The sequence below is a fragment of the Clostridium weizhouense genome (assembly GCF_019431045.1).
Taxonomy (GTDB): domain Bacteria; phylum Bacillota; class Clostridia; order Clostridiales; family Clostridiaceae; genus Clostridium; species Clostridium weizhouense.
The window spans coordinates 343,174-360,493 of sequence record NZ_JAHXPT010000001.1; the positions used below are offsets into that span (position 1 = coordinate 343,174).

Below are 17,320 nucleotides of genomic sequence, written 5' to 3' on the forward strand. Positions count from 1 at the left end.
TAACTTAGTAAAATGCATACTTTTGGTGAGCTATTATATCACCTAAAAATATAAATATTCAAGAGGTCAAAGCTCTCTAGTAGTTTGAATATTTTTATTTTAGGTTATGCACAAGTGGTAACCAAAATCATGCCTTTAGGCTTGTCCTTAAGTTTTATTTATTTGGTTAAAGTATTGTGGTAATTCTATAGTTTATATATAGAAATTTTTTTATAAATAATCAATTCTATATGTTTATTTTTAGTCGGTATAGGCTATAATATAAATATATAGTCGTTACCGACTAAAAGGAGTGGTTTTTATGAATAAAAAAGAAATTATAAAACAATTAGTAAAATTGCAAATACTAACAATGCGTTGGATAGAAAGAAATACTAATTTGCAATGTTCTACACATAGAGATATGGAAAGAATACTTACATCTAATAAATTAACATGTACTTACCTAATTGCAATAAATAATCTTAAATCTACTATTATAAAGTATTGTAATAATGATTATTTAAATAAAGAAGTATTGCAATTAGAAATTGCTATTAAAGAAAGTACTATTAAAGATTTAAGATTTGGACTTGAGCCACAAAAGAAGTTTACAGAAGAAGAAAAAGAATTAGATGATTATAAACTTAAAAGAACATTTTTTATGATTAATGAAATGGTTGGAATAAAATATATAGTAGAAAATTTAGGTTTAACAGAAAGTGCAGTTAAACAAGCTTGTCAACAGGAACGATTACTTAATACAAAAAAAATAGGTAAGAATTGGATGGTACATATTCCAGAATGTAGAGCTTATTGGAATATTCCAGATATAGAAGAAAATCATTTGTATAAAGATTGTATTTATTAAAAATTAGATAAAAATTCAAAATACTGTACTGTTCTATAAGACTAGTACAGTATTTTTATGTTCATAATTTGTAAATTTAACATAATAAATTAGAAAAATATCCTTTGAAAATTGAATAATACGATAATTACAATAATAAATCTTAATGTAATTATAAAGCAAAGGAATAATTACATTAAGTATGTAAAATACTTATAAGATATAAATATTTTAATTTATTAAAAATATATCTAAAAGGATAGTGAGTAATATGGTTACAAATTTTATAGTACAGAAATTAAAAAATAATAATATTATTGAAGATTCTAAAAAAGAATTTAAGTTAGTAACACATTGGAATTGTCCTGGAACTGACATAGTATTAGATTTTATAAAGAACAAAAATAAAGAGTCAGAAGGTAAAGCTGATACAACAGATGCCACTCAAATTATTGAAAGAATAGCTAAGTGTACTAGAGGAAATGATAGAATGTTTTTCAAATGTGATACTATGGATATATATGAAGATGAGTCGTTTGATAAAATACAAATTCTTTTTACTGGAACATCTGAAGACGATTTAAAGCATGATTGTGATACGATTATTACAAAACCAAAAGTTGCTGAAGTTAAAGAATATCTTTGGCATGATGATTATAAAGTTGATTTTAATCTTCATAAATCAGAACTTTCTAATGGAGAATATACATTTTGTTGTGGTGCTCAAGATGATGGTTGGCATGAGGATTTTGCAAACATTAGTGCATTAACTATAAATTACATAAAATCTTAAGATATTATTTTCTTATATTATAAATCAATAAAAACAAATAACAGATTATAAAATAGCATTACTCAAAAGATTGAATTTGCGATTTTTTTGCGCACTTTTAAGAAAATGTATATTTTATGTGAATTATTATATGATCTGAGGTTGTCCTTAAGTTTTATTTATTTTCTTAAAGTATTGTGATAATTTTATAATTTAGCTAATTGGACCATTAAGAGTTCTTGCTCTAATGGCCCTTATTTCTCTATTAGAATGGTAATTCTTCTAATGGTATATATTCCTCCCATTCTATAGCTTCTTTTTCTTCCTTTTCCCAATCTATTATTGAACATTCATCTTGACACTCTTCTTTTATATGTTTTGCAATCCTTTTCCATAAATTAATTTCTTTATCATTTATGAAGTAGTTTCCCTCTCTTCCAACAAATCCCGTATAAGAATTTCCAATATTAGATTCATTATATTTACCACCTATAAAATGTATAAAATACTTTCCATCTATATCTTTATATAGTTGCTGATATGTATAATTTTCTTTTGAAGTTAAATTTCTATATCTCACTTCATACAATAATTTTGATGTTTCTAAATTAAATCTCATTTTCTAATACACCCTTTCTACCATAAATAAAATTTATCCCCTTTTAATATTTTCCCCTATTAAAATTATTTCCATTTAATTTATTTCCTATACATTTTCTGAATAATATTTATATGTTTACAATTTTAAAAAACTATTACTTTACGATATAATTAAAATATAAAAGAACAAAAATACTTAGAACAATAAGAGGTTAATATGTTAGATTTAAAAGGAATGCAATTTGGAAAACTTACAGTCATAGCAAAAACAGATAAGCGCTACAAAAGAGGAATTGTATGGCTATGTGAGTGTAAGTGTGGTAATAAAGAATATTATGTTCCATCAGATTTTTTATTAAATCATGGTGTTACTCATTGTAATCTTTGTAAGTGGAAAGATAATGGTGGAAATACTAAAGTTTTTATAAAAAACACCAATATAGGTATAATTAAAAGTAATAAAATATTTAGTCATAATACAAGTGGTGTGCGGGGTGTATATCTCCACAAGAAAACCAATAAATGGATAGCTTATATCAATTTTAAAAGGAAACGTTATAATTTAGGTTCACATAAAAATAAAGAAGATGCTGTAAAGGCAAGAAAAGAAGCAGAAAAAAAATTCTATGGAAATTTTTTAAAATGGTATAATATAGAATTTAAAAATAAAAATGATTAAAAATTAACCACATAATTATAAGGACAAGCCTTAGGTATGTTTGACCTAGCTACAAAAGTATTATAAAAAATTAATAATGTCAATCTGCCCCACAACCCTAACTCCTTGACATTATTAACTTTTTTTATGATATAATTTTGCTTTTCAAACTACAGATAATAATATATTAAATAAGGGGTGGTGGTCGGGGTATATCTAGAAAATATAAACACTCTAAAAATTCGTTAAATTTAGTGCTATCAATTTATCGAATTTTTTAGAGTGTTATTTTAAAAGAATATTTAAAAATCTAAAATATCTGAAATTACAATATAATAAGTGGTGGTAAAAATTTTTAATACCATCTGTATTCGTTAAAGGATGGTTAATGTTGTGCATCAAGATTAATCATCCTTTATCGAATAAATTCCAGTACATCTATAATAAGTATAGGAGCTGCTCTTATTATTCCTACTGCTTTAGCATAGCAACTCTTATACAAATCTAAGATAGAATGTATAGGTGCTATTCTTCTTTAGCACCTCTTCTTTAGGTAGCTCTTATACATTCAGCACCCCAATCGGGTACCCAAATATAGGACTAGTCTTATGCGTAGAAATTCTTAGTAGATTAATGGTTGGAGCTTGCCGTAAAACATTAAGATGCTTAGAATTTATAGCTAATGACCTGTACTATTTTGGGTGATGGATAGGTGCCAGTATTAATTAAAGTTTCTAGTATATACAGTATAGAAGTAATCGATTTAATAAAAATACCTATAACATATACTTAATAATACACTTATTGATATTCTTATTACTACTTATGATATCTAAATAAATTAACTTTAAAATATTATTAGATAAAATCTAAAATTGTCTTTAATAAAAATATTATCTTATCTACTAATTCATCTATAAAATAAAAGAACATCTAAAAATACAATAGGCATAGGTTAATGCCTAATGGACTAGCGCGTTGCCTGTCCATTAGGTTTAACTTATGCCCTAAAAAAAGAGTTTTAGGCATCTGCCTAATTATATTCATGGGTTGGACTAGATTAATGAAAAGGTAATATAAACTTTAAAAATATAAATATACTTGATACTTTTGATTAAGTTAGTCCATACCCTACCTTGACCCCAGAGAATAGCTTAGATAGTATAGGAGCTGCTCTTAAAATTACTACTGCTTTAGCTGCAGCTCTTATACCTAACATCTATAAATTAACTACATAGGAATAGAACAAATTGGAGATAGAATATCCATAAATGAAGTATGAGTGGCTTGGATGTTCTATCTCCTGGTTGTTTTATTCCTCTTCCAGAATATTATCTATAAACTAACTAAGTTTATAAATTAGGATTTTTTTATCTTAAAGGATATCTATTGTATTCAAGAATATAGGCATGTCTATTTAGGTAAACAAAGTTTCCCGAAGTGTACTAGCCTGTTTAGGCTTGTATCATTTACGGGATAACGTCTTGTTTGCCGGAAGTAGACTTGCCTTTATATAAGATGATTTGTATTTAAAAAGATTATAGAAAAAAATCTTCATATTCTATATAGTTAGACCATATTTTAGGATCTTAAAAGTTAAGTTAAACTTCTTATATCATATTTAATTGTTACTTTATTAATTACTTGTATATTTTATAATTTTAGGAGTTATTGTAAGTCCTTTATTATTATTTTTTATACTTTTAGTAATTATTCTTCTAGAATTAGGTTGTATGTTAGTATCATTTGTCCAATTTGTATCTACAAGATTTTTATTACTATCTAAAAAATCAAATCCAATTTCTATATAATCTATAGTCTTATTTTTATTAGGATTAGTTACTGTTACTTGTAATTCTAACCACATATTTCTATCATCTTGCGAAACAATATCAAATTTTTCAATTACTGGTGGTTTTATTTCATCATTAACTATAGGTATACTTGGTTTACTATTAAACATACTTTTTTGTTTAAAATCTTCAGCTTCATCAAAAGATTTCAACTTTTTTTCTTTACATATTTTTATATTAAGATTGTAATCTTTTAAATTATCGATATTTTTATCATAGTAATAGTAATTCTCTGCTAAAGTGTTTGCACCTTCATAATCCTCTTTTTTAACTAAGTCTTCTATATTTTCCCTTTTTTCCTTATCTGTTAATCCTTGTCCTGTTTGATATCTATTATTGTCATACTTTAAATATCCAAATGTGCCACCACAAATAATTATAAATACAACAATTGCAATAGCTATATTTTTTTTACTAGAAAAAATAGCTTTTAGATTGATTTTATTTTTTTTGTTTTCCCCCATTATTATTCTCCCTTAATTTTCTTTTACTTTTTGTAACATATATTACTAAATTTATCGTTATTTATTATTCGTTCAATTATTTCTTCTCTAATATTAACATTATCGCTAACTGGTATATACTTAGTATTATAATACTCTATTACATCAATAATTTTTACACCTAATTCAGAAAGAGGCTTAATCATACCTTCTACTGTATATCCCATAGATTCTTTAGTTTTACCTGCACAAACACCAATAATGATTGCTTTTTTATCTGCTGAAATCCTACTTTCCCATCCATTAGTATAATCATTTAAACAAAATGTTCTATCTAATAAGCACTTCATTTGTGCAGTCATATTATAATTGTATGATGGAGAAGCAAATATATATCCATCTGCCTTTTTCATATTATCTATAATTTCAGTTATATCATCTTTAATATTACAAATTCCTGTCTTTATACAACATTCACAGCCTGTACAAGTTGAAATATTACTACTCTTTAAAAAAAATTTATCTACTCTAATATCTTTTCTATTTAATCCTTCAACTACATAATCTACTATTAAATCTGTATTTTGTCCCTTTCGAGGGCTACCAATTACTACAATCCATCTTTCCCTCATCTTATAAACTCCTATATTTCACTTCTTATAAACTCCTATATTTCACTTCATTAAATTTACATAAAAAAGTAGCACCTATTGCAATCCAAAGGTCAATATTCATTTAAAATCCTCCTGTCAAAATAACCTTATTATTCAGATGTAATAAAGTTATTTATATCTCGGATATTCTGGAAGTAATTCAATTAGCTTGATTGTCTTCCCTTTATTATCAAGTAACATTTCAATACTATCTGCATCTTTTCCAAGATGCATCATAAATTCTCTGCATGCACCACAAGAAGGTATCACTTTTCCATCCTTATAGACAGAAACGACTTTCTCTACTTCATTTTCTCCATGAGTTAGCATTGTTGATAAAGCATTTCTCTCCGCACACATTCCTAATGAACTGTTTGTATCTACACAGATACCTGTATAAACATTGCCTTTTTTTGTTAATATAGCTGAAGCAACGCTTCCAACCCACATATTACTTGAAACTTCATGTGGATTTATTACATTCATAGCTTCTCTATAAAGTTTTTCCCATATTAGTTCCATATTTACCTCCTAATATATTACAAATTACTATTTATCTTTTGGTTAATTATATCATATTTTGTAAATACACCCTTATAAATCTTTTAAGAGTATTTTACTAATGACTACAACTTTACATATTATAAAAAAATATATAATTTTTTTCTTCTAATCTTGTAATTCTTAATTCTAAAACATATATCCTATGTGAAATCAAATTAAAGGGGGTTAAACTAATGGCTATAAACAAATTTGTAAAAGACACTATCATGAGCATTGAAATTCAAAAAGGTGTTGATAAAAGTGGTGATCCAGTATTTACAAAAAAGAACTTTTCTAGTGTAAAAGAAGATGCATCTGAAGAAAATGTCTATGATGTAGCTCAAGCTATTAAAGACATTATGGATGGTGAAACTAGATCTACTTTCATCACTGTATCATCTAAGCTAATGAAAGCTTAAAAACAATAAGCAATAATTAATAAAAAAGGGGGTTATACTAAATGGAGCATATTTTAACAATGGCATTTTTAACACAAACAGGTAAAAAGACTTCAATAACTATAAATGGAGTTAAAGAAGATATTGATGCAGATAAAGTTAAAGCATTAATGAACCTTATAATCGAAAAAGAAGTCTTTTTCGTTAATGGTGGATTATTAAAAGCAATTGATTCTGCTCAAATAACACACAGAGCTATAACAAAATTTGATTTAAAATAATATTTCTTTCATAATAAAAAACTCTTTCTTTTATAATATAAACATCCATGCATAATTATTTATACATGGGTGTTTTGTTATATTAGTTAATTTTATTTCCTTGTAATATCTAAAAATTATATTTAATATATTATCATTTAAAGTTAAACTTTATATTTTATAAATAATCAAAATTTGTATTTTATTTATGATACGGTTCACCTTTCATTATCCTAAACCTTATTTAATCCTCACCTTAATCTATAATTATTCTCTTGGCTCTTCTCTATCTCCACCACATAATCTTTACACATTTCATAAATCCTAGAGCCTATCCCCTCATCAAAATAAAGTAATCTATCTACTGTAAATTCAGTACTTATTATAACTGGTAGATGATTTAAATATCTATAATTTATTATTTCAAACATTATGTTAATATCACTCTCATTAACTTTTCCTTTAAATAAATCATCAATAAGTAAAACATCACATGTTTGGTATTTTGAAATTATTTTTGTATAGTATTCATCATCAAGCATATTTCTTTTTATTTTTGTTAAAACATCTCTATATGACATATATACAACCTTAATTTTTTTATCAAGAAGGTTAATTCCAAGAGCTACTGAAAGATGCGTTTTTCCACTTCCCACTTGGCCACAAAATAAAATACTATTTTGTCTATTGTTTCTTATATTTTTAAAGTCATTATAAAATGCTATTGCTACTTCCTTAGCAAACTCTGAACTTTCATTCCAAACTTCAAAATTAGAAAAGGTTTGTGTACTCATTTCTGTATTAATACCAGATGATTTCCACTCATTCTTTAATTTTTCAATTTTTCTACATTCACAACTAACGGCAAGTGGCTGCATATGTTCTTGAGGAATAAGAATCCACCCTGTATCTTTGCATTTATCACATTTATATAAGGTTTTCTTTATTCGATTTTGACTCTTTTTCTCTAAGGTTCTTTGGCTTTTTAGGCTTGAAGTTCTTAAATCCATTTGAATTTGATTTTTCATTACCCCTAGTTCCATTTAAAACTCCCTCCTTTTCCTTTGGATATCCCTCTCTTCTCCAGTTTTTAAGTATGCCATTAATGTATGTCATATTAGGTTTATTAACTTCAATAGCTTTATTAATAGCCATCTTTACATTCTCAAATCCATGCATTGAAATAGCTAATTTTATAGGTCCTAAATTAAGACCTCCTACTATTCCAGTTATCTGTTCATGATACTTTAATAGCTCAATTGCTTTAATATTAATATTTTCTTTTTGATTTTCCTCAGAAGAGGTATTATTTAATTCCGATGATTCTCCAATTAGAGAGTGAGATTCTAAATCTCCAGGATATAAATCTTTTATATTTATATCTCCAGTACTATCACTCTCTTTCTCTCTATCTACGATAGAGTTCTTATTCTTCTTCTCTTTCTCATTCTCTCTCTTATTCTGTTCCGTTACCATAACGTTATTTTTATTTTGAGTAACGTTACGTTTTTTTTCAGTAACGTTATGCTCTATATTTTCTGAATTTTGGACAGACTTATTTTCTTCCTCTTCTAAAACATCTTCTTTTTGTTCTAAAACATCTTCCTTTTCTTGTGCATCATTATCACTACCTTCTTTAAGTAACTTTTTCTTTTCCCTAAACTTTTTAGCTCTAGTTTTATTTTGGATCCTTACCTTTTCCATTCCCTCAACATTTTGATGCTTTTCCCAATTTGTAATTTTAATAAGATTGTCCTCATCTACTTCTATCATCCCAAAATCTCTTAATATTTTTAAGGCAAGCCTAATAGAAGTAAGTGGTCTACAAAATATTGTAGATAACATTTCTTCAGTATATGGAATATTTTCACTTAAAAATATAAGGCCATTTGAATTGTTTTTACCAGCTTGCACTAAAAGCCTTATCCATATATAGTGAATAGTATCTCTTTCTGGCATTGCATCTATTAATCTAATTTTCTCATCTTCAAACATATTTGTAGTTATCTTAATCCATTTAATATCTGCCATTATTCTCACCTTCCCATAAACAAAATAATCTAAACTTCTCTAACCCCTTCCATTAAGGAATAAAATTCATAAAAATACAAATATTTATATAGCACTTAAAAATATTAAAATCCATTTTAAAACTCTCTTTCTAAAGCACCTATTTATATATTTTTTAATTTATTTAAACTGTTCACATTATCTAATTTTAAGTTAATAAACTAATTACACCTTGCTTTTAATCCAGTTAAAAAATAAATATATAATCCTTTAGATTCATTTATAAAATAATAATCTAATTCATCATGAGAATATTCAATTCTTCCCTTAATCCATTCATTATCTTTAAATATTTCTATTGAATCACCGGATGTAAAATATACACTATTATCTATTTCATATCTGCCACTTTTATTGTGTTTTAATATCCCTGATTTCAAATTAACTTTCTCCTTTTTCAAAAGATAATTCTTTAATTTCTTTTAAATTTGATAGATCCATGCCATTATTCTCTTCTAAAAATTTTAAAAGTTCATATCTTGTTATTTTTAAACTTCCAAGTTTAAGTCCTTTAATCACATTATGCTTTAATAAATCATAAACTGAATTTTTATTTACTTTTAATAATTCTGCTGCCTCTGAAACAGTATATAAAACTGGTTCCATAACCATACCCCCTAATTTTATTCCCATAACCTTTTATCTATTAAATCATTTGGTGTTACCCTTAAGGCTCTACTCAAACTACATATAATTTGCAAACTCGGATTTTCATATTTAGCATTTTCAAGTTCTGTAATATATCCTCTACTCACACCACTCTTATATGAAAGTTGTGAAACTGTTAAATTTCGTTCTTTTCTAATTTTTTTTATATTTAAAATTTCATTCATTGTAAGCAGCCTCCATGATAGTTTTTAAACTCCTAACATAAAAGCATTCAATTTCATAACTTAACTACATATTACAATTAGAAGTAATTCTACTAACTTCATTTGTATAAAATATTTCTTCAATAGGCTTATTAAAGAATTTTGAAACCTTTTTAGCCTCTTTTATACTAAAATCAGATTTTCCATTTATTTTGAAATTTAATGTACTTATTGATATTTCAAGAAGTTTGGATAATTCATTTTGAGTAATATTTTTTTCTGTCATAAGACCTTTTAATCTGTTGTACATTTATGACTCCTCCTTTTACATTTTCAATTAGATAATTATTTTTTATTAATTAACTTTTTGATAATTTAAACTCATTATAAATTAACGTTTAGTTAATTTCAATAGATTTTTTCAATTTTTTAAAAATAAATTTTCGTTTTGCTAATTTTCAATTTATAAATTAGCAAATAGCTTATAATATAGTTTGGAGGTGATATTATGAGTAAATTTGCTAGTAGACTTAAAGCATTACGTGAAGATAAAGATTTATTAAGTAAAGATTTTGCTAAAATAATGAATGTTGAACCTGCTACTGTAACAAATTGGGAAAAAGGAAATAGATTCCCTAAAGATGATACTTTAATAAAAATTGCTGATTTTTTTAACTGCAGTATAGATTACCTTTTAGGAAGAACTGACAATCCTGGAGTAAAAATTTATTCAGGTGTTTTAAATAATCAAACTGTTGAAATAGAAATAGATAATAATTACCCCCATGAATTAACACCAGAAGATGTTAAAAATATACTTAAACAATTAGATGCAGTTGGTTTAGATATAAATAAACTAATTGAAAATGCTAAAAACAAATAAATTAAGTAATTTCTTAGGAACCATAAAAAATTTATGGTTCTTTTTATATGTTTTTTATTGTCGAATAAACTTATATTTTTGGTAATTATATCTAAAATATTTAAATTATTCAAAAATTATTTTTGAAATATTGAAATCATATTTTCAAAATGTTATACTTTTTACAGAACATAAGTTCTACTTTTCCTAGGGGAGGATTGGGAAATGATATGGAATTATATTTTAAAAATAAAATTAAATAATAAAGTTATTTACATAAAAGATATCTGTACACAGAACAAAGAAAAGCACCTAAATGTTAATAATAATAAAACTTGTGGAACATTATCTAATGAGGAGGTGCTGAAATATGCAAGGAAGTGTTAGAAAAAGAGGTAGTTATTGGTACTACAGTTTTGAAATTGCCAAAGAAAACGGTAAAAGAAAAAGAATTGAAAGAACTGGTGGTAAGACTAAAAAGGAAGCCTTAGAAGCTTTAAGAAAAGCTATTCTGGAATACGAAAGTTCTGGTAGTGTTATAACCGAAAATGATATTAGCGTTAGTGATTACTTTGACTACTGGTTTAAAGAATATGTAGTTATAAACTGTAAGTATAATACACAAGTAGCATACAAACGACTTATTAAAAATCATATAAAACCTGAAATTGGTATTTATAAATTAAAAAAAATTACTACTGCTAGATTACAAGAACTCTTAAATATGAAATATAGAAATGGTTTTAGCAAGAACTACTTAAGTTGTTTATATGGAGTATTAAGTGGTGCATTTAAAAGTGCTGTTTATCCTTATCAGTTTATAAAAGAAAATCCTATGCTCTTTGTTCAAATGCCAAAATATAATACAAAACTAATTAATAATCCAGATGATTTAAAAATCATAACAATTGATGATTTTAACACTATATTAAAACGTTTTCCTTATGGAAGTAATATGTATATTCCACTTCAAATTGGTTTTAATACAGGAATGAGAGCTGCTGAAGTAATGTCTTTAACTTGGGATTGTATAGATTTTGAAGCTAAAACAATAAAAGTTGAAAAAATATTATATAGAAATGAATTTAAACAGTGGGTATTTGGTACTCCCAAAACTAAAAGTAGTTATAGAACAATAAGAATTGGTGATACTCTAATTTTTCTTCTTAAAAAATTTTATATAGATCAAAAATCAAATAAATTAAGATATGGTAAATATTATACTAAACATAATTATGATTTTGTATGCTTAAAAGAAAATGGAGAGTTATTAACAACAGATAGTCTTAAATATTTAAGTAAAGTTGTAAATTATGAACTAGGTATAGATTTTAAATTTCATTCCTTAAGACACACTCATGCAACTATGTTATTAGAAGCTGGAGCAAATGTTAAAGACATTCAGCAAAGGTTAGGCCATAGTAAATTAGCTACTACTATGGATACATATTCTCATGTAACTAAAAAAATGTCAGAAGACAGCGTTAATATTTTTGAAACCCAAATAATATCAAAAATGCCGACATTCTAATTTTATGTCGGCAAAATGTTGGCAAATATACTATTTTAATAATATTTTTTCTTTACAAATGGCTCTATTCCTTAATTAATTTAACCACACATTCAGCATGAGGGGTATTTGGGAACATATCTTTCACTTTGGTTTGTATTATTTTATACCCTCTTTCAGTTAGTACTTTAAGATCAGTAACTAAAGTCTTAGGATTACATGAAACATATATTATTTCTTTTGCATTAAATTTTATTACGTAATTTAAAGCCTTTGGATGTACTCCACTTCTTGGCGGATCTAATATTATTATATCTGGTTTATCTTTAACTGTTTTTATTATTTCCGCTACATCACCTGCTAAGAATTCGCAGTTATTTAATCCATTAAGTTTAGCATTTTCTTTTGCTGCTTCTACTGCTTCTTCTATAATTTCAATTCCTACAACTTTCTTAGCAGTTGGTGCTACTATTTGACCTATTGTTCCTGTTCCACAGTAAAGATCAAATACCACTTTATTTTCTGCACTTCCCATAAACTCTCTAACTATTGAGTAAAGACTTTCTGCACCTTTTGTGTTAGTTTGGAAAAATGAAAATGGTGATATATTAAATTTTAGTCCTAATACTGTTTCTTTTATATAGTCCCTTCCATATAAAAGATTAACTTTTTCAGGAATTACAGCATCAGAAAAAGAATTATTTTCTGTATGAAGTATTGATACTAATGTACCTTTATACTCTTGTGACTTTAATAATTCAACATATTCACTTAAATCAAAATCTATTTGAGTTGTTGTTACTAAATTTATTAATATTTCTCCAGTATTTTGAGCTTTTCTTATTACAAGATGTCTTAAATATCCTTCTCTTTTCATAACTCTATAGTAAGGTAAATCTTGTTTACCAAAATAATCTGCTGTTAATTTAATTATTTTTCTATAATCTTCATCAACTATTTTACAATGGTCTACAGTCATTATTCCAAAAGATTTAGCTCTCATATGCATTCCTATCGAAAGATCTCCACCTTTTTCTTCATCTCCAAATGTAAACTCCATCTTATTTCTATATTCCCATTGGTTTTCACTACCTAAAACCCCTAAATATTCTCCTGTAGTTACATCAGCCTCGTTAAATAATGCCTTAACTTCTTCACCCAAAAATTCTAGTTGTTTTTCATAAGGTAAAGTTTGTGATGAACAACCACCACATACTCCAAAATGCGGACATGGTGCATCTATTTCATACTCTGCTCTTTCATCCACACCAATTAATTTTACTTCTGAATACTCTTTTCTATTCTTTTTAACTCTTCCTGTTATAACTTGACCTGGAAAAGTATTTTTTACATATATAATTTTATCTTCTAAAGTTCCTATTCCCATAGATGGAAATTGTGATTTTTCTATTTTAACCTTTACTTCACTACCTCTTTTCATTTGCTCTCTCCTATAATTTAAAATTCTTTAACCTATATTAAAAACTTTTTTTCCTATACTTCTCTTACCTTTAGTATTTTCTGTTATTGATGAATATAAAACATTAATTATATAATAAAATATTAGTAAAAATCCTAGTGGCATTATCACATTATATCCTATTAATTTTAATATAAACTTAAAAATTAATAATATTATACCTGACATTGCAAGTACTATTAATTGATCGATTATATTAGAAAGGATTTTCTTAAAAAACGAAACTTCTTTATTTTGTACTTTTTCTAATTTTGTTTCTTCAGTTTTTACTTCATTCTCTTCTGTTTCAAATTCATTCATATTATTATTTTCTTCATTCATAGTTCTTCCCCCTTGTGCTACTATTCTACAATCATATCTGGATTTTTAAAATCATATTTTTTAGTAGCTAATTTATATATTATGTACTCTTTATTTACCATAATTTCTTCTTTTAAACCATCTATATTATCTTCTATAATAAATTCTGATTCACCATTTTTTAATCTATCAATTATTTGCTTATTTATTGATGAATAATCTCTATCTATTTTACCAGTAAATGTTTCTATATATCGTTTAAAAGATGTCTTTCCTAAATCAAAATCACCATTTTCGATAGCTCCCTTGCTATCAAATTTTAAGCTTAACTTTAATTCTATTTCTCCTGATGATAAATCTTCATCAAATATTTTCATTCCAAAATACATACTTTCCATCTTATTAGCCTGTGGATCTTTATTATCAAAATATATTGATTTTGTATTTATAATTTGATCCTTTTCTTCTTTTACTACATCTTCTTTAGAGTAATCTAACTCAAGTTCTTTTGTTATTTGTTCCATTTTATATAAATAAGAATTGAAAAAACTCTTAGTTTGATCTAAGCTATAATTTTTTGCCCATGACCCCTCTAAATTTTCACTCTTTTGTTCTGTTTTTGTTTTAGAATTAATATCTTTTTCTTTATCATTACCTTTAATATTAATACACCCTGCTAATGATGTGGAAATTAATAGGGTAATTATTATACTGCAGATTTTTTTGGACATTAGAAAATCCCCCTAAATTTTATAAATTTTTTAACTAGATTATTAAATACATTCCCTATCTAGAATACCACATTACAAAAATATATTGTATCATTATTATATTTCAAATATGTGACAATAAAAAAATATTTAATAAATATGTTATAATTGAAACATTACATTTTTAAACTTCAACTTCATTTTTTAATTTCTCAAACATTTTCTCCCCAATGCCATCTATATTTCTTAGATCTTCAATTGAATTAAATAAGCCAATATTTTCTCTATATTCAATTATCTTTTTTGCTTTAGCATCTCCTATACCTGGTATTTTCTTTAATTCTTCCATTGAGGATGAATTTATATTTATCTTTCCATTATTCTTTAAAGAAGTTCCAGTGTTATTTAAGCTTTCTCCTTTGTTTAATATCTCATTTTTATTACTTATATATATTAATTCATGATTTTGAAGTTTTTTAGCTCTATTTATATTTGATATTTCAGCCTTTTCTGTAATTCCACCAGCAATATCAATAAGATCTTTAACTATAGAATCATCGTTTAATTCATAAACGTCTGGTTTATTTACTTCTCCTTTTATTTCTACAACTATTTTTTTATTCTTTATCTCTTTAATAAAGTTTTTATCATTGTCTGCTTCAGTTTCTAAAGCATTATTTTCAACAAATATAGAAGTATTATCATTTTTCTTTAATTCTTTAGCTCCACCCCTAATATATGTAAATATAGTTATTGCTAATATTATAATTATTATTGCAATTATACCTATCTTCTTTTTTTCTTTATCCATATATATTTTTACTTAAATACTAACTTATATATTTAAGCAATACTCTCCTTCCTTTTATATTTTATTTTTAAGTAAACATTAATGTATATGTTCTTATTAGATTAATTAACAAATTTTATTGTAACTTATATATTTTCAATATTAAGTCTATTTATTAAGTATTTAATATTAATTCTTCACTTAAAATATTACTTATATACCATTTAATGTAATAAAATAAGATTTTTATAGCGTATTAATGTTTTTTTTGGTAAAATAAAATTTATAATAATAAAATTTATAATATTTATGTTGTAATATAATTTCTACAATCAAATTTTAAGTTTAAATTTAAATTATATTTAACAAAATGATTTAAATAAATATAGAATTTAAATTGCAATATATATAATAAAAATATGTAATATATTATGGAGAAGAATATGAAATACATTTTGAAAGTACTTAATATACTTATTTTAAGTTTATTTTTATTTCCAGCTATAAACTCTTATGCACTTGCAACTCCTCCAGAAATAAATGCTGAAGGATGCACATTAATGGATGCTTCTACTGGGAAAATATTATATAGTAAAAATAGTGATAAATTATTAGAACCTGCATCAACTACTAAAGTTATGACTGCATTAATAACTCTAGAAAATTGTTCATTAGATGAGGAAGTTACTGTTCAAGAAGACTTCACAAAAGTTGATGGTACAACTATAGGACTTTTAAAAGGTGATATCGTAACTATAAAAGATCTTTTATTAGGACTATTATTAGAATCAGGAAATGATGCTGCTAATGCTTTAGCTTGTCATGTTTCTTCATCAATTGAAGATTTTTCAGTACTTATGAATAAAAAAGCAAAAGAACTTGGTGCCTTAAATACACATTTTAAAAATCCTAGTGGCTTGCCAGATCCTGAGCACTTAACTACATCAAAAGATTTATCTTTAATTATGAGAGAAGCTATTAAAAATAAAGAATTATTAAATATTTGTAATGTAAAATGTTATGAAATTAAAATTAAAAATGATTCATCTAGAACTATTTGGGTTAATAATAAAAATCATATGATAAATCCTATGTCAAAATATTATTATCCTTATACTATAGCTGGTAAGAACGGCTATACTACTAAAGCTAATCATACATATACAATATCTGCTGAAAAAAATGGACATATAATAGTTGCTTCCTTTCTTAATGCTTTAGACAAAAATAAGAACTTTGAAGACATGAAAGATATTTTAAATTATGGGTTTGATAATTTTGATTTTATTAATCTCTATAAAGAAGGACAGCAAATAGATAGTTACAAAATTAATGAAGAACTTACAGTTCCTCTAATTGCTACAAAAGACATAGATTATGTTGTTCCTAAAGATGAGAATAAAAACGCAACTCCTCATATTGATATAGAAGAAAAGAACTTATCTAAAACCTCTTTTAATAAAGGGGATGTAATTTTAAAAGGAAATGTTTATTTAAATAATGAAAAATTATGCTCGGTAGATCTAGCATCTGCTATTTCTAGACAATATGATATTAAAGACGATATAAAACACTTTTTTAATAAATATAAAACAAATTTAATAGTTGGAGGTAGTGTTTTAGGAATATCATTACTTGGAATATCAACTTATTTAATAGAAAGAAAGAAGAAGAAGAAAAGAAAAAAAAAACTATTAGAAATAACTAGTTCTTTACCTAAAATTAATGATAATTTTAATAAAAGAATTAATAAATAAATAAAAGAGGATTTTACACT

The 17,320-nt window shown here is 25.3% G+C and carries 23 protein-coding genes; 9 read left to right on the top strand and 14 right to left on the bottom strand.

What is annotated here, in order from left to right:
• Positions 1–301: 301 nt before the first annotated feature.
• Positions 302–850, top strand: a complete 549-nt coding sequence (locus KYD98_RS01595; protein ID WP_219777838.1) for a hypothetical protein — start codon at positions 302–304, stop codon at positions 848–850.
• 250 nt (positions 851–1,100) lie between these two features.
• Entirely contained in the window at positions 1,101–1,622 is a 522-nt protein-coding gene (locus KYD98_RS01600) for a hypothetical protein (protein ID WP_219777839.1), read from the top strand.
• A 244-nt stretch (positions 1,623–1,866) separates the two neighbouring features.
• Here KYD98_RS01600 and KYD98_RS01605 read toward each other — a convergent pair whose 3' ends face one another.
• Entirely contained in the window at positions 1,867–2,220 is a 354-nt protein-coding gene (locus KYD98_RS01605) for a hypothetical protein (RefSeq protein ID WP_219777840.1), read from the bottom strand.
• Positions 2,221–2,418: 198 nt separating this feature from the next.
• Between KYD98_RS01605 and KYD98_RS01610 the strand changes: the two genes are divergently transcribed.
• On the top strand, positions 2,419–2,880 hold the full coding sequence (locus tag KYD98_RS01610; RefSeq protein ID WP_219777841.1) for an AP2/ERF family transcription factor: 462 nt from the start codon (positions 2,419–2,421) through the stop codon (positions 2,878–2,880).
• Between the two features lie 1,615 nt (positions 2,881–4,495).
• Here the strand turns inward: KYD98_RS01610 and KYD98_RS01615 are convergent.
• The 3 genes from KYD98_RS01615 to KYD98_RS01625 form a co-directional block, all read right to left on the bottom strand.
• On the bottom strand, positions 4,496–5,176 hold the full coding sequence (locus KYD98_RS01615) for an FxLYD domain-containing protein (protein ID WP_219777842.1): 681 nt from the start codon (positions 5,174–5,176) through the stop codon (positions 4,496–4,498).
• A 23-nt stretch (positions 5,177–5,199) separates the two neighbouring features.
• Positions 5,200–5,787, bottom strand: coding sequence for a flavodoxin family protein (locus tag KYD98_RS01620; protein ID WP_219777843.1), 588 nt, complete (start codon positions 5,785–5,787; stop codon positions 5,200–5,202).
• Positions 5,788–5,937: 150 nt separating this feature from the next.
• Positions 5,938–6,330 carry a cytidine deaminase family protein gene (locus KYD98_RS01625; RefSeq protein ID WP_219777844.1) on the bottom strand — a complete coding sequence of 131 codons (393 nt, stop codon included), beginning with the start codon at positions 6,328–6,330 and terminating at the stop codon, positions 5,938–5,940.
• Between the two features lie 215 nt (positions 6,331–6,545).
• Here KYD98_RS01625 and KYD98_RS01630 point away from each other — a divergent pair, with 215 nt between their 5' ends.
• Both KYD98_RS01630 and KYD98_RS01635 read left to right on the top strand, forming a co-directional pair.
• Positions 6,546–6,770, top strand: a complete 225-nt coding sequence (locus KYD98_RS01630; protein ID WP_219777845.1) for a DUF1659 domain-containing protein — start codon at positions 6,546–6,548, stop codon at positions 6,768–6,770.
• Positions 6,771–6,811: 41 nt separating this feature from the next.
• Positions 6,812–7,030 carry a DUF2922 domain-containing protein gene (locus tag KYD98_RS01635; protein WP_219777846.1) on the top strand — a complete coding sequence of 73 codons (219 nt, stop codon included), beginning with the start codon at positions 6,812–6,814 and terminating at the stop codon, positions 7,028–7,030.
• Positions 7,031–7,260: 230 nt separating this feature from the next.
• Here the strand turns inward: KYD98_RS01635 and KYD98_RS01640 are convergent, their stop codons facing one another.
• The 6 genes from KYD98_RS01640 to KYD98_RS01665 form a co-directional block, all read right to left on the bottom strand.
• Complete coding sequence (locus KYD98_RS01640; RefSeq protein WP_219778007.1) at positions 7,261–7,887, bottom strand: ATP-binding protein; 627 nt, start codon at positions 7,885–7,887, stop codon at positions 7,261–7,263.
• Between the two features lie 49 nt (positions 7,888–7,936).
• Entirely contained in the window at positions 7,937–9,040 is a 1,104-nt protein-coding gene (locus KYD98_RS01645; protein ID WP_219777847.1) for a phage replisome organizer N-terminal domain-containing protein, read from the bottom strand.
• A gap of 200 nt (positions 9,041–9,240) precedes the next feature.
• Entirely contained in the window at positions 9,241–9,459 is a 219-nt protein-coding gene (locus KYD98_RS01650; RefSeq protein WP_219777848.1) for a DUF5348 domain-containing protein, read from the bottom strand.
• 1 nt (position 9,460) lies between these two features.
• Entirely contained in the window at positions 9,461–9,685 is a 225-nt protein-coding gene (locus KYD98_RS01655; RefSeq protein WP_219777849.1) for a helix-turn-helix domain-containing protein, read from the bottom strand.
• Positions 9,686–9,702: 17 nt separating this feature from the next.
• Positions 9,703–9,912 (bottom strand): helix-turn-helix transcriptional regulator, encoded by a 210-nt coding sequence (locus tag KYD98_RS01660; RefSeq protein WP_219777850.1) that lies wholly within the window; start codon positions 9,910–9,912, stop codon positions 9,703–9,705.
• A gap of 64 nt (positions 9,913–9,976) precedes the next feature.
• Positions 9,977–10,201 (bottom strand): helix-turn-helix transcriptional regulator, encoded by a 225-nt coding sequence (locus KYD98_RS01665; RefSeq protein WP_219777851.1) that lies wholly within the window; start codon positions 10,199–10,201, stop codon positions 9,977–9,979.
• 198 nt (positions 10,202–10,399) lie between these two features.
• On the opposite strand from KYD98_RS01665, the gene KYD98_RS01670 reads away from it, so the two are divergent.
• The 3 genes from KYD98_RS01670 to KYD98_RS01680 all read left to right on the top strand — a co-directional run bounded on the left by KYD98_RS01670 (position 10,400) and on the right by KYD98_RS01680 (position 12,284).
• Positions 10,400–10,774, top strand: a complete 375-nt coding sequence (locus tag KYD98_RS01670; RefSeq protein ID WP_219777852.1) for a helix-turn-helix domain-containing protein — start codon at positions 10,400–10,402, stop codon at positions 10,772–10,774.
• Positions 10,775–10,978: 204 nt separating this feature from the next.
• A complete protein-coding gene (locus KYD98_RS01675) occupies positions 10,979–11,140 on the top strand; it encodes a hypothetical protein (RefSeq protein ID WP_219777853.1) in 162 nt (53 codons plus the stop codon).
• Entirely contained in the window at positions 11,124–12,284 is a 1,161-nt protein-coding gene (locus KYD98_RS01680) for a site-specific integrase (RefSeq protein WP_219777854.1), read from the top strand. Before KYD98_RS01675 ends, KYD98_RS01680 begins: the two co-directional genes overlap by 17 nt.
• 64 nt (positions 12,285–12,348) lie before the next feature.
• On the opposite strand, the gene rlmD is transcribed toward KYD98_RS01680, so the two are convergent.
• The 4 genes from rlmD to KYD98_RS01700 all read right to left on the bottom strand — a co-directional run bounded on the left by rlmD (position 12,349) and on the right by KYD98_RS01700 (position 15,564).
• Positions 12,349–13,704: a 23S rRNA (uracil(1939)-C(5))-methyltransferase RlmD gene (rlmD, locus tag KYD98_RS01685; RefSeq protein ID WP_219777855.1), complete on the bottom strand. Its 1,356-nt coding sequence runs from the start codon at positions 13,702–13,704 to the stop codon at positions 12,349–12,351.
• 27 nt (positions 13,705–13,731) lie between these two features.
• Complete coding sequence (locus KYD98_RS01690; RefSeq protein ID WP_219777856.1) at positions 13,732–14,064, bottom strand: RDD family protein; 333 nt, start codon at positions 14,062–14,064, stop codon at positions 13,732–13,734.
• Positions 14,065–14,084: 20 nt separating this feature from the next.
• On the bottom strand, positions 14,085–14,774 hold the full coding sequence (locus KYD98_RS01695) for a hypothetical protein (protein ID WP_219777857.1): 690 nt from the start codon (positions 14,772–14,774) through the stop codon (positions 14,085–14,087).
• A 163-nt stretch (positions 14,775–14,937) separates the two neighbouring features.
• Complete coding sequence (locus KYD98_RS01700) at positions 14,938–15,564, bottom strand: helix-hairpin-helix domain-containing protein (protein ID WP_219777858.1); 627 nt, start codon at positions 15,562–15,564, stop codon at positions 14,938–14,940.
• Positions 15,565–15,986: 422 nt separating this feature from the next.
• Between KYD98_RS01700 and KYD98_RS01705 the strand changes: the two genes are divergently transcribed.
• A complete protein-coding gene (locus tag KYD98_RS01705; RefSeq protein WP_219777859.1) occupies positions 15,987–17,300 on the top strand; it encodes a D-alanyl-D-alanine carboxypeptidase family protein in 1,314 nt (437 codons plus the stop codon).
• Positions 17,301–17,320 lie beyond the last annotated feature (20 nt).